Raw genomic sequence first — 12,199 nt, 5'->3', positions numbered from 1 at the left:
AGCGGGTTGTGGGCGATGATCGAACGCAAAGTCATGGGCGTAAAAAAACCGCTTCCTGGGCGGGAAGCGGTTTTTGTTTACTGCGCCACTATCAGAACAACTTCAAGGGCGGTGCTTCTTCTTTCAACGGTTCGTTCTTCGCGGTCTGTTCGTTCCAGCCACCACCGAGGGCCTTGTACAGGTTGACCTCGCTATTGAGCTGCGCCAGGCGGTCGGTGATCAGCGATTGCTGGGCACTGAACAGTTGGCGCTGGGCGTCGAGGAACGTCAGGTTGCTGTCGACACCAATACGGTAGCGACGCTCGGCCAGGCGGTAGTAATCCTGGTTGGCCGCGACGAAGCCACGTTGGGCGTCCAGTTGCTGCTTGTAGGTCTCGCGGGCGGCGAGGCCGTCGGAGACTTCCTGGAAGCCGGTCTGGATGGCTTTCTCGTAGTTGGCGACGTTGATCTCTTTCTGGATTTTCGAGTAATCCAGGCTGGCGCGCAGGCTGCCGGCGTTGAAGATCGGGATGTTGATCTGCGGTGCAAACGACCAGGTACCCGAACCGCCCTTGAACAGGCCGCCCAGGGTCGGGCTCGCGGTGCCGGCGCTGGCGGTCAGGGTGATGCTCGGGAAGAACGCAGCGCGTGCCGCACCGATGTTGGCGTTGGCCGCCTTGAGGTTGTACTCGGCCTGCAGGATGTCGGGACGACGTTGCAGCAGGTCCGATGGCAGGCCGGCCGGTACTTCGCTCAACAGGTCATCAGCCAATGGCCGGCTGACGATGTTCGCCGGCAGGCCGGTACCCAGCAGCAGGGTCAGGTTGTTTTCGTCCTGGGCCACCTGGCGGGTATAACGCGCCAGTGCAACCCGGGCGTTTTCCACCGAGGTACGGGCCTGGCTCAGGTCCAGGGCCGAAGCCACGCCGACTTCATTGCTGCGCGAGGTCAGTTTGAAGCTCTGCTCGTACGCGCCCAGGGTGTCCTGGGTGAGCTTGAGCAGCTCCTTGTCGGCCTGCCAGGTCAGGTAGGCGTTGGCCACGCTGGCCACCAGGCTGATCTGGGTGGTGCGACGCGCTTCTTCGGTCGCGAAGTATTGTTGCAGCGCTTGTTCGCTCAGGCTGCGTACGCGGCCGAACAGGTCCAGCTCATAAGAACTGATCCCGAGGCCCGCCGAGTATTGGCTGGTGATGCCCGCTTCGCCGGTCTGCGACAGCTTGGCCGGGGTGCGCGTACGGCTGCCGCTGCCCGTGGCCGAAACCGCCGGGAACAGGTCGGCGCGCTGGATCTGGTACTGCGCGGCATACGCATCGATGTTCAGGGCCGCGACACGCAGGTCGCGGTTGTTCACCAGGGCGGTCTGGATCAGCTGTTGCAGGGCAGGGTCATGGAAAAACTGCTTCCAGCCCTGCTCGGCAGCCGCCTGGCCCGGCGCCTGGGCCGACGAATACGCCGGCCCCTGCGGGAACTGCGCGGCTACCGGCGCTTCAGGGCGCTGGTAGTCCGGGATCAGCGAGCAGCCACTGAGCACGAATGCCGTGACAGCTAAGGAAAGTAGCGACTTGCTCATTGGCCAGCCTCTTTAGGAGTTTGCTTGGGTTCAGTCTTTTTACGCTCGCCAGCGGAGGACACGGTTGCGAAGAACAGGGGTACCCAGAAGATCGCGAGGACCGTGGCGGTGATCATACCGCCAATTACGCCCGTACCGATGGCGTGCTGGCTACCTGAGCCGGCACCGGTGGAAATTGCCAGGGGCAGTACGCCGAGCATGAACGCCATGGACGTCATGATGATCGGTCGCAGACGCATGCGGGATGCCTCGATGGCCGACTCGACAATGCCTTTGCCCTGCTCGTGGAGCTCCTTGGCGAACTCCACGATCAGGATGGCGTTTTTCGCTGCCAGGCCCACCGTCACCAACAGGCCCACCTGGAAGAACACGTCGTTGGACAGTCCCCGCAGGCTGGTGGCGATCAACGCACCGATCACACCCAGCGGTACAACCAGAATCACCGCAATCGGGATCGACCAGCTTTCGTACAGTGCCGCGAGGCAGAGGAACACCACCAGCAGCGACAGGGCGTACAGCGCAGGTGCCTGGGAGCCGGACAGACGTTCTTCGTACGACAGGCCGGTCCAGGAGTAACCAACGCCAGCCGGCAGGTCCTTGGCAATGCGTTCGACTTCCGCCATCGCATCACCGGTACTGTAGCCAGGTGCCGGGGTACCGAGGATTTCCATCGCCGCTACACCGTTATAGCGCGAGAGTTTCGGCGAACCGAAGATCCACTTGCCCGAAGAGATGGCCGACAGCGGCACCATCTTCCCGGACGTGCTGCGCACGTACCATTTGCTCAGGTCTTCCGGAGACATCCGGCTGGCGGCGTCACCCTGTACATACACCTTCTTCACACGACCACGGTCGATGAAGTCGTTGATGTAGCTGCCACCCAAGGCGATTGCCAGGGTCTGCTGGATGTCTGCCAGGCTGATGCCCTGGGCACTGGCCTTCTCGTCGTCAACGGTCAGCTCGTACTGCGGCTCATCGTTCACGCCGTTGGGGCGCACGCCCGCCAGGATCTTGCTTTGTGCCGCGGCACCCAGGAACTGGTTACGCGCATCCATCAGCTTCTGGTGGCCGACGCCGCCCTGGTCTTGCAGGAACACGTCGAAACCGGTGGCGTTACCCAGTTCGAGTACCGAAGGTGGCACCACGGCAAATACCATGGCGTCCTTGAAGGCCCCGAAGAAGTAACCCTGGGCACGCTTGGCAACCTCAAATACCGACTGGCTCGAGTCACGCTCGTCCCACGGCTTGAGCATCACGAACGCGAGGCCCGAGCTCTGGCCACGACCGGCGAAGTTGAAGCCGTTCACGGTAAACACCGATTTGACAGCCTTGCCTTCGCCTGGCTCGCCTTCCTTGTCGTTCAACAGGTAGGCGCGCATATCGTCGATGACTTTCTGCGTACGTTCAGCCGAAGAACCCACCGGCGTTTGTACCTGGGCAAAGATCACGCCCTGGTCTTCCTCTGGGAGGAACGCGCTTGGAATGCGGGTGAACATCCAGATCATGCCGGCAAGGATCAGGGCATAGACCACGAACGCCGGGAACTTGTGCTTGATCATGTTACCGACGCCGCGCTCGTAGCTCAGTACGCCACGGTCGAAGGTACGGTTGAACCAGCCGAAGAAGCCGCGCTTGGGTTGGCCGTGTTTTTCCGGGTCAATCGGCTTGAGCATGGTGGCGCACAAGGCCGGGGTGAAGACCAGGGCAACCAGTACCGACAGCGCCATCGCCGAAACGATAGTGATGGAGAACTGGCGGTAGATCACACCGGTGGAACCACCGAAGAACGCCATTGGCAGCAATACCGCCGACAGCACCAGGGCGATACCCACCAGGGCCCCCTGGATCTGGCCCATGGACTTGACCGTCGCCTCCTTGGGCGACAAGTGCTCCTCGGCCATTACCCGCTCGACGTTCTCCACCACAACGATGGCATCGTCCACCAGCAAGCCGATGGCCAGGATCATGCCGAACATGGTCAGGGTGTTGATGGTGAAGCCGAACGCAGCGAGGATCCCGAAGGTACCCAGCAATACCACCGGTACGGTCATGGTGGTGATGATGGTGGCGCGGAAGTTCTGCAGGAACAGGAACATCACCAGGAACACCAGCACGATCGCTTCGACCAGGGTGTGAACCACACCGGAGATCGATTCGGTCACAACCGGCGTGGTGTCATACGGCACCACAGCCTTCATGCCAGGCGGGAAGAACGGTTCGAGGGACGCAACCGTCTCGCGAATCGCCTTGGCGGTGTCCAGTGCGTTGGCACCGGCTGCCAGCTTGATCGCCATACCGGAAGCCGGCTTGCCGTTGAACTGTGCGCTGATGCTGTAGTTCTGGCCGCCCAGTTCGATACGCGAAACGTCACCCAGGCGAACCTGGGAACCGTCGGTATTGACCTTCATCAGGATATTGCCGAACGCTTCAGTGGTTTGCAGACGCGTCTTGCCGATGATGGTGGCGTTCAACTGAGTGCCGGGCAGGGCAGGCAGGCCGCCGAGTTGGCCGGTGGCCACCTGGACGTTCTGCGCCTGGATGGCGTTGCTGACATCCACTGGCGTCAGCTGGTAGTTGTTCAGCTTGGCCGGGTCGAGCCAGATACGCATGGCGTACTGGGAACCGAACACCTGGAAGTCGCCCACACCGGCGGTCCGGGAAATCGGGTCCTGGATGTTGGAAACGATGTAGTTGGAAAGGTCATCCTTGGTCATGCTGCCGTCTTCCGACACCAGACCGATCACCATCAGGAAGTTCTTCACCGACTTGGTAACGCGGATACCCTGCTGCTGTACTTCTTGTGGCAGCAGCGGGGTCGCCAGGTTGAGCTTGTTCTGTACCTGAACCTGGGCGATGTCCGGGTTGGTACCCTGGTTGAACGTCGCGGTGATGGTCATGCTGCCGTCGGAGTTACTGTCCGAGGCGACATAACGCAGGTTGTCGATACCGTTGAGCTGTTGTTCGATCACCTGCACCACGGTGTCCTGCACGGTTTGTGCAGACGCGCCCGGGTAGGTCACCTGGATATCAATGGCGGTTGGCGCGATGGCCGGGTACTGGTTGATGGGCAACTTCAGGATCGACAGTGCCCCGACCAGCATGATCACCAGGGCAATTACCCAGGCGAAAATGGGACGGTCGATAAAAAATTTCGACATGAATTACTCCCCTTGACCAGCAGCGGCAGCAGGAGCAGCAGCGGAACCGGCGGGTTTGGCGTTATCAGCGTCCTTGACCTTGACTTCGATGCCCGGCTTGATGAATTGCAGGCCTTCGGTGATCACACGGTCACCGGCGTTCAGGCCTTTTTCCACCAGCCAGTAGGCGCCGGTAGTGCGGTTGGCCACCAGTACACGTTGCTCGACCTTGTTGTCCTTGTTCACCACCAGCGCGGTCGGGATGCCCTTCAGGTCGCGGGTCACGCCTTGCTGTGGTGCCAGGATGGCCTTGCTGTTCACACCGGCTTGCAACTGCGCGTGGACGAACATGCCCGGCAGTAGGGTGTGGTCAGGGTTCGGGAACACGGCCCGCAGGGTCACGGAACCGGTGGTTTCGTCGACCGAGACTTCGGAGAATTCCAGCTTGCCTTCCACGCCGTAGGCGGTGCCGTCTTCCAGGGTCAGCTTGACCTTGGCCGCGTTTTCGCCGGCTTTTTCCAGTTGGCCGCTTTCCAGGTCGCGACGCAGTTTCAGCATCTCGGCGGAGGACTGCGTGACGTCGACGTAGATCGGGTCCAGTTGCTGGATCACTGCCATGGCGTCGGTCTGGCCGTTGCTGACCAGCGCGCCTTCGGTGACCGAAGAGCGACCGATACGCCCGGAGATCGGGGCAAACACCTTGGTGTAGCGCACGTTGATCTGGGCCGTTTGCACGTTGGCTTCAGAGGTCATGCGGTTGGACACGGCGGTGTCGTATTCCTGGCGGCTGACGGCCTGCTCATCGACCAACTGCTTGTAGCGATCGGCAATCGACTTGGTCTGGGCGAGGTTGGCCTGGGCGCTTTTCAGCGAGGCGTCATACACCGACGGATCGATCTGATAGAGCTGCTGGCCTTCCTTGACGTCGCCCCCTTCCTTGAACAGACGCTTGAGAATGATGCCGTTGACCTGAGGGCGAACCTCGGCAATGCGGTAGGCCGTGGTGCGGCCTGGCAGCTCGGATGTCAGGGTAAAGGCTTGAGGTTGAATAGTGACCACGCCGACCTGAGGAGTTTGAGCGGGCGGAGCCGCTTCTTCCTTTTTACATCCGCTGAGCAGCGATGCCAGGGCGACGGCAGTAACCAGGGCGGTAACAGCTGGCTTAAGTTGCATGAAGATCCTCGGGTCAGGCGCGCAGAGTGCGCACAAGAAGTGTGGAAGGGTAAAAAACAGGCACTGAGTGGATAAGTAGCTTGCTACGCAATATACTTACGTTCATGGTTGTTTGTAAACTCTTGACAGGCTTCGCGGAATGTTGACAAAGCAGCGTCCAAAGCCTCGATTCTAGTACGTTCGGCGCCCTTGACGGCGTCGTCCCACAATTATTCAGATGGTCGTTAGCAGCGGTTGAGTCTGCGTTACCGATCACCCCAAGTCTCCTGATTGAGGTTTTACTGCCATGGTTCGTCGTACCAAAGAGGAAGCTCAGGAAACGCGCAGCCAGATTCTTGAAGCGGCCGAGCAGGCCTTCTACGAGCGCGGGGTTGCGCGTACCACGCTGGCGGATATTGCCGCGCTGGCAGGCGTGACACGTGGTGCCATCTACTGGCATTTCAGCAACAAGGCCGACCTGGTGCAGGCGATGCTCGATACGCTGCACGAGCCGCTGGATGAATTGGCCAGGGCCAGTGAGAGCGAGGACGAGGTCGATCCGCTGGGTTGCATGCGCAAGCTGCTGATTCATCTGTTCCATCAAGTGGCCCTGGACCCGAAGACCCGGCGCATCAATGAGATTTTGTTTCATAAGTGCGAATTCACCGATGAAATGTGTGATCTGCGCCGTCAGCGCCAGACCGCCAGCCTCGAATGCAACCTGCGCATCGGGCTGACCTTGCGTAACGCGGTCCATCGCGGGCAGCTTCCGGAGAATCTCGACACCGTACGTGCCGCGGTGTGCATGCACGCCTATATCGACGGAATTCTCGGCCAGTGGCTGCTGGTGCCCGACAGTTTCCAGTTGGCCCAGGACGCAGAGCGCTGGGTCGATATCGCGTTGGACATGCTGCGCTTGAGCCCTGGCCTGCGCAATTAAGACAAAATGCGTAATTGCGACCAGTTGTGTCAACAATAAACACCGGGGGTGGTCAATCAGGCTTTTCCCTGATTTTGTGGGGTGACGTTATATACGGGCTGGCGGGCGGTTGATAGGTAGTTGGCTAAGTATTTTGTAGCAATATTGTTGCAAGGCTGTGAAGGAGTGTTTCCTGCGGCCCATAAAAAAGCCCCGGCTCTCGCAAGCCGGGGCTTTTTCGTTTCAGCAGATCAGAGTGCCAGGGTCGGGTAGTCGATGTAGCCGACCGGGCCTTTGGCGTAGAAAGTCTCTGGATGTGCTTCGTTCAGCGGTGCATCGGCCTTCAGGCGAGCCGGCAGGTCCGGGTTGGCGATGAACGGCACGCCGAATGCCACGGCGTCAGCCTTGCCCGAAGCCAGCCACGCGTTGGCGCTGTCCTTGGTGAAGCGTTCGTTGGCGATGTACGGGCCACCGAAGGCGGCTTTCAGTTGTGGGCCGAGGCTGTCGCCCGCTTCCTTTTCACGGGAGCAGATGAACGCGATGCCACGCTTGCCCAGCTCTTTGGCGACGTAGGTGAAGGTTTCCGACAGGTTGGCGTCGCCCATGTCGTGTGCGTCGGCGCGTGGTGCCAGGTGCACACCGACGCGACCGGCGCCCCAGACTTCAATCACGGCGTCAGTGACTTCGAGCAGCAAGCGTGCGCGGTTTTCCAGGGAGCCGCCGTAGTTGTCGGTGCGCTGGTTGGTGCTGCTTTGCAGGAACTGGTCGAGCAGGTAGCCGTTCGCACCGTGGACTTCCACGCCGTCAAAACCGGCGGCCTTGGCATTCTCGGCACCTACGCGGTAGGCGTCGACGATATCGGCGATTTCAGCGACTTCCAGGGCGCGCGGGGTAGGGTAGTCGGCCAGTGGACGCACCAGGCTGACGTGGCCCTTGGCTGCGATGGCGCTTGGGGCAACCGGTGCTTCGCCGTCCAGGTACGACTCGTGGGAGATCCGGCCCACGTGCCACAGTTGCAGGAAGATCTTGCCGCCTGCACCGTGCACGGCCTTGGTCACATTGGCCCAGCCGCGAACCTGGTCGTTGGACCAGATGCCCGGGGTATCCGGGTAACCCACGCCCATTGGCGTTACGGAGGTGGCTTCGCTGAGGATCAGCCCGGCGGAAGCGCGTTGGACGTAGTACTCAGCCATCAGCGCATTGGGCACGCGACCGGCGTCGGCACGGCAGCGGGTCAGCGGCGCCATGATGATGCGGTTCGACAGTTCCAGGTCGCCCAGTTTGATCGGATCGAAAATAGTCGTCATGGGATAACACCCTTCTCTTTAGTTGATCAGTTAGTCGCGGGGGCCAGGTCGGCATCGCCGGTCTGACGGAAAGTAATCAGGGTCACCAGCAGCGCGAGCACGGCCAGTGCAGCAGCGGCCAGGGGCACGCTGGTCAGGCCGAAGCCGTGGGCAATCACGCTGCCGCCCACCCAGGCGCCGAGGGCGTTGCCGATGTTGAAGGCGCCGATGTTCAAGGTGGACACCAGGTTCGGTGCGGCCTTGCCGAAGGTCACCACGTTGATTTGCAGTGCCGGTACGGCGGCAAACGAGGCGGTTGCCCAGAGGAACAGGGTGATTTCAGTCGGGATCACGGCGACGCTGGTCCAGGTCAGGACGGTGGACACCACTGCCATGCTGATGAACACGCCGATCAGGGTGGCAGCCAGGCGCTTGTCTGCCAGCTTGCCGCCGATGATGTTGCCGACGGTCAGGCCCAGGCCGATCAGCAGCAGGGTCCAGGTCACGCCTTTGGGCGAAACACCGGTGACGTCCCCCAGCAGCGGCGCGACGTAGGTGAAGAGGGTGAACATCGACGCAGCGAACAGCGCGGTCATGCTCAGCGACAGCCAGATGCCGGCGCCTTTGAGTGCTCTGAGCTCGGCGCGCATGTCGAGTTTTTCCTCGTCACGCTTGGCCGGCAGGAAGCGGATCAGGCCGATCAGGGCGATCACCCCAATCACCGTCACGGCCCAGAAGGTCGAGCGCCAGCCGGCTTCCTGACCCAGCGCGGTGCCCAGCGGTACGCCGAGCACGTTGGCCAGGGTCAGTCCGGTGAACATCAGCGCCACGGCCGAAGCACGCTTGTTGGCCGGCACCAGGTTGGCGGCGACCACCGAACCGATACCGAAGAACGCACCGTGGCACAGCGCGGTGACCACACGGGCAAACATCAGCACGTTGTAGTCGCTGGCCAGGGCGCAGAGCAGGTTGCCGATGATAAAGATGCCCATCAACGCTACCAGGGCGGCCTTGCGCGGCAGCTTGGCGGTGGCCAGTGCCATGAAGGGGGCACCGATGGCCACGCCCAGGGCGTAGCCGGTCACCAGCCAGCCGGCGCCGGGAATCGATACACCGAGGTCGGCCGCCACATCGGGCAACAGGCCCATGATGACGAACTCGGTGGTACCGATGGCGAAGGCGCTTAAGGCCAGGATGAGTAGCGAGAGAGGCATTGATGGGTCCTTGTTACAGCGGTGCGCTGAGTTCTTCGGTGAGCGCTTTGAGGAAGGCTTGGATCACGTCCTCATTGCGTTTGAAAAAGTGCCATTGGCCGGCCTTCTGGCTGCTGATCAGCCCCGCCCGTTGCAGGTTCGCCAGGTGCGCCGACACGGTGGACTGAGACAGCCCGCAGCGCTGGTCGATCTGCCCGGCGCAAATGCCGTATTCGTGGTTGTGCAACTGCTCGGGGAATTGCACTTTCGGGTCTTTCAGCCAGTTGAGGATGTCTCGCCGTACTGGGTGCGCCAGGGCTTTTATTATTTCGTCGAGGTCGATGGACATGGCAGTGATGCTCGGTTTTGTAAAACGTTATATCGCGATGAGGCGAACTTTAAATCGTTGTATCCCGATATACCAATATGATTTTGGTCTTAAACCAGATTGAATCGGTATATCGGGTTATAACGATACGTTGACGGCAGTGCTAGACTGCGCGCCATGAATTATCTCGCACATCTGCACCTCGGCGGCCAACTTCCTGCTCAATTGCTTGGCAGCCTGTATGGCGACTTTGTTAAAGGTCGCCTGCAAGGCCAATTCAGCCCGCAAATCGAGTCGGCGATTCAGTTGCATCGCTCAATCGATCGCTACACCGACAGTCATCCGCTGATCGGGCAGGCGCTGTCGCGCTTCACCCTGACCCGGCGCCGCTATGCCGGGATTGTCCTCGATGTGTTTTTCGACCACTGCCTGGCGCGGGACTGGGCGTTATATGCCGATCAGCCGCTGGAGCGATTTACCTCTGAGGTTTACCGGGTGCTCGCCGAAGAACCGGCGTTGCCGGGGCGGCTGGCGCAGATTGCGCCGTACATGGCGGCGGATGACTGGCTGGGTTCGTACCGCGAATTTGCGGTGATGGAACAGGTACTTCAAGGAATTGGCCGACGCCTGACACGGCCCGAAGAACTGGGCCATGCCATGCAGGAATTACGAGCGCTGTACGAGCCGTTGAGCGAGGATTTTCGGGTGTTTTACCCAGAATTGCAGCGGTTCTCAAATAGCCAGTTGGCAATACAACTATAAATGTGGGAGCGGGCTTGCTCGCGAAAGCGGTGGGTCAGCTAATGAATCTGCTGACTGATGCACCGCCTTCGCGAGCAAGCCCGCTCCCACATTTTTCACCGTGCTCGCTTCAGGCCGCGAATGCTGGCCGCGCTGGCATTTGCTCAGCTTCTGGAAGGGGGCCAAACAACGCCTTCTGCACCGCCTGCTGCGCCTGGAACGCCAGCGCCGCACGTTCCTGCCCGGCGCAGGCAATCGGCTTGAGCAGATGGATTTCCACGTCGCCCTGGTCATTGCCGAACAAACGCATCAAGTGCGAGAGCAAATCATCGTCGCCAATAAACGGTGCCAGCGGGTCGATGTGGCCATCGCGCAGATAACGAATCGCCACCGGTTGCAGCGACACATCGGCATCAATCGCACTGGCCAGTAACCGCCCGTGGAACGTACGCAGGGCGCGGCCGTCGGTGGTGGTGCCTTCCGGGAACATCAACAGCGGGTGTTGTTGTTCCAGATGACGCGTCATCTGTTTGCGAATCAACTGGCTGTCCCCCGAACCTCGGCGGATGAACAGGCTGCCTGCCTTGGCGGCCAACCAGCCCGCCACCGGCCAGGTGCGCACCTCGGCCTTGGACAGGAACGACATCGGCGCCACCATCCCCAGCAGCGGGATATCGGTCCACGATACGTGGTTGCTGACCCACAGCATCGACTGTTGCGGCAACTCACCGTGAACAGTCACGCGAAAGGGCAGGGCGTTGGTCAGCCGTGCCATGAAAAAACGCGACCAGCGCTGCCGGCGCACCATCGAGTTGGCCACGCCCAGACGTTCAAACACGCCAAACACACTGGCCATGGTCAAACCCAGGGCCACCACCACCAGCACGCGGGCAATTCGCCCGTACACCCGAAGGCGGCTCATCACATGGCTGCCTTGAAGTGGCGGGCATACCGCGGGCACAGTTCGTCGCGCTTGAGCAGGATGAACACGTCGGCGACCTGGAAGTCTTCGTCCCAGCAGGGTTCGCCGCAAATCTTTGCACCCAGGCGCATGTAGGCCTTGAGCAAGGGGGGCATTTCGGCGATGACGTTGGATGGCAGGTCCAGTGCCGGCAGCGGCTTTTTCGGCTCGGCCCGCAGGTGTTCGTTGCACAGGTAGCGTTCGCGCAGGCGCTGCATGATGGCGTGGGCCTGAATGCCGCCGTCGTGCATAGGGATGCTTGCGCAGCCCATCAGGTAGCTGTAGCCGCCCTGGTTGAGGACTTCGGCCAGCTCGCCCCACAACACGGCGATGGTGCCGCCGTTGCGGTAGGCGGGGTCGACGCAGGTGCGGCCGATTTCCAGGATGGGGCCTTTGAGGTGCAGCAGGCCGTGGAGGCTGAATTCTTCTTCGCTGTAGAAGCGGCCCAGGGTGGTGGCGGCCTGGTGGTCGAGCAAACGGGTGGTGGCGACGAGTCGACCGCTGTTCAAATCCCGCACGCCGATGTGGCTGCAGTGAACATCATAGTCATCCATGTCCAGGCCCAGTTCAGCGCCTTTCAGCTTGGCGTTGAATTCGCCGCTGAACACGTTGAACCGCAGGGCCTGGGCTTCCTGCAAAGCCTGGGCGCCGATCAGGCGTTCGGCTTGCAGGCGGCGTTCATTGCCGGTGTCGCTGATGCGGGCGATCTGAGTCATGGCGAGTCTCCGAGTGCCGGCCAGGGTTACGGCCGGTCGACTTGTTTGTGCCATGTCAGGCTATGTAGGGCCGGTGTCATCTCCATGAAGTTACGGTGACGCTTAGATGACAGGGGGCTTGGTGGTGGTTTGCAGGGGGATTGAGTACATATCCGTTATTTAGGTAACGGCGGCTTATGGTTCCGCTCTTACAGCGGGTCACTTTTGGCAAACGCCC

10 protein-coding genes are annotated in these 12,199 nt (G+C 61.0%); 2 read left to right on the top strand and 8 right to left on the bottom strand.

Annotated features, from left to right (window positions below; genetic code table 11):
- Positions 1-91 precede the first annotated feature (91 nt).
- Genes adeC through HX818_RS30705 form a run of 3 tightly spaced genes read right to left on the bottom strand, consistent with a single transcriptional unit; the run spans position 92 to position 5,859 of the window.
- Positions 92-1,549 carry an AdeC/AdeK/OprM family multidrug efflux complex outer membrane factor gene (gene adeC / locus HX818_RS30715; protein ID WP_003219806.1) on the bottom strand — a complete coding sequence of 486 codons (1,458 nt, stop codon included), beginning with the start codon at positions 1,547-1,549 and terminating at the stop codon, positions 92-94.
- Positions 1,546-4,707 (bottom strand): efflux RND transporter permease subunit, encoded by a 3,162-nt coding sequence (locus HX818_RS30710; RefSeq protein ID WP_177021339.1) that lies wholly within the window; start codon positions 4,705-4,707, stop codon positions 1,546-1,548. Before HX818_RS30710 ends, adeC begins: the two co-directional genes overlap by 4 nt.
- Before the next feature lie 3 nt (positions 4,708-4,710).
- Positions 4,711-5,859, bottom strand: a complete 1,149-nt coding sequence (locus HX818_RS30705) for an efflux RND transporter periplasmic adaptor subunit (protein WP_003219800.1) — start codon at positions 5,857-5,859, stop codon at positions 4,711-4,713.
- 286 nt (positions 5,860-6,145) lie between these two features.
- Here HX818_RS30705 and HX818_RS30700 point away from each other — a divergent pair, with 286 nt between their 5' ends.
- Entirely contained in the window at positions 6,146-6,778 is a 633-nt protein-coding gene (locus HX818_RS30700; protein ID WP_003219798.1) for a TetR family transcriptional regulator, read from the top strand.
- 230 nt (positions 6,779-7,008) lie between these two features.
- On the opposite strand, the gene HX818_RS30695 is transcribed toward HX818_RS30700, so the two are convergent.
- From HX818_RS30695 to HX818_RS30685, 3 genes are read right to left on the bottom strand one after another with little or no spacing between them, the layout of a single operon-like run.
- The gene (locus HX818_RS30695) at positions 7,009-8,064 is read right to left on the bottom strand and encodes an alkene reductase (protein ID WP_003219797.1); all 1,056 of its coding nucleotides are present in this window, start codon (positions 8,062-8,064) and stop codon (positions 7,009-7,011) included.
- A gap of 26 nt (positions 8,065-8,090) precedes the next feature.
- A complete protein-coding gene (locus HX818_RS30690; protein WP_003219795.1) occupies positions 8,091-9,257 on the bottom strand; it encodes an MFS transporter in 1,167 nt (388 codons plus the stop codon).
- Between the two features lie 13 nt (positions 9,258-9,270).
- Entirely contained in the window at positions 9,271-9,585 is a 315-nt protein-coding gene (locus HX818_RS30685) for a helix-turn-helix transcriptional regulator (RefSeq protein ID WP_003219793.1), read from the bottom strand.
- A gap of 156 nt (positions 9,586-9,741) precedes the next feature.
- On the opposite strand from HX818_RS30685, the gene HX818_RS30680 reads away from it, so the two are divergent.
- Positions 9,742-10,326, top strand: coding sequence for an ACP phosphodiesterase (locus tag HX818_RS30680; protein WP_177021338.1), 585 nt, complete (start codon positions 9,742-9,744; stop codon positions 10,324-10,326).
- Positions 10,327-10,435: 109 nt separating this feature from the next.
- Here HX818_RS30680 and HX818_RS30675 read toward each other — a convergent pair whose 3' ends face one another.
- Both HX818_RS30675 and olsB read right to left on the bottom strand, forming a co-directional pair.
- Complete coding sequence (locus tag HX818_RS30675) at positions 10,436-11,227, bottom strand: lysophospholipid acyltransferase family protein (RefSeq protein WP_003219789.1); 792 nt, start codon at positions 11,225-11,227, stop codon at positions 10,436-10,438.
- Positions 11,227-11,982: an L-ornithine N(alpha)-acyltransferase gene (olsB, locus tag HX818_RS30670; RefSeq protein WP_008431132.1), complete on the bottom strand. Its 756-nt coding sequence runs from the start codon at positions 11,980-11,982 to the stop codon at positions 11,227-11,229. Before olsB ends, HX818_RS30675 begins: the two co-directional genes overlap by 1 nt.
- Between the last annotated feature and the right edge of the window lie 217 nt (positions 11,983-12,199).

It is taken from the genome of Pseudomonas sp. F9001 (genome assembly GCF_013385435.1).
Taxonomy (GTDB): domain Bacteria; phylum Pseudomonadota; class Gammaproteobacteria; order Pseudomonadales; family Pseudomonadaceae; genus Aquipseudomonas.
Note: the sequence above shows the minus strand (reverse complement) of the source record. Positions and strands in the feature narration are given on the sequence as shown.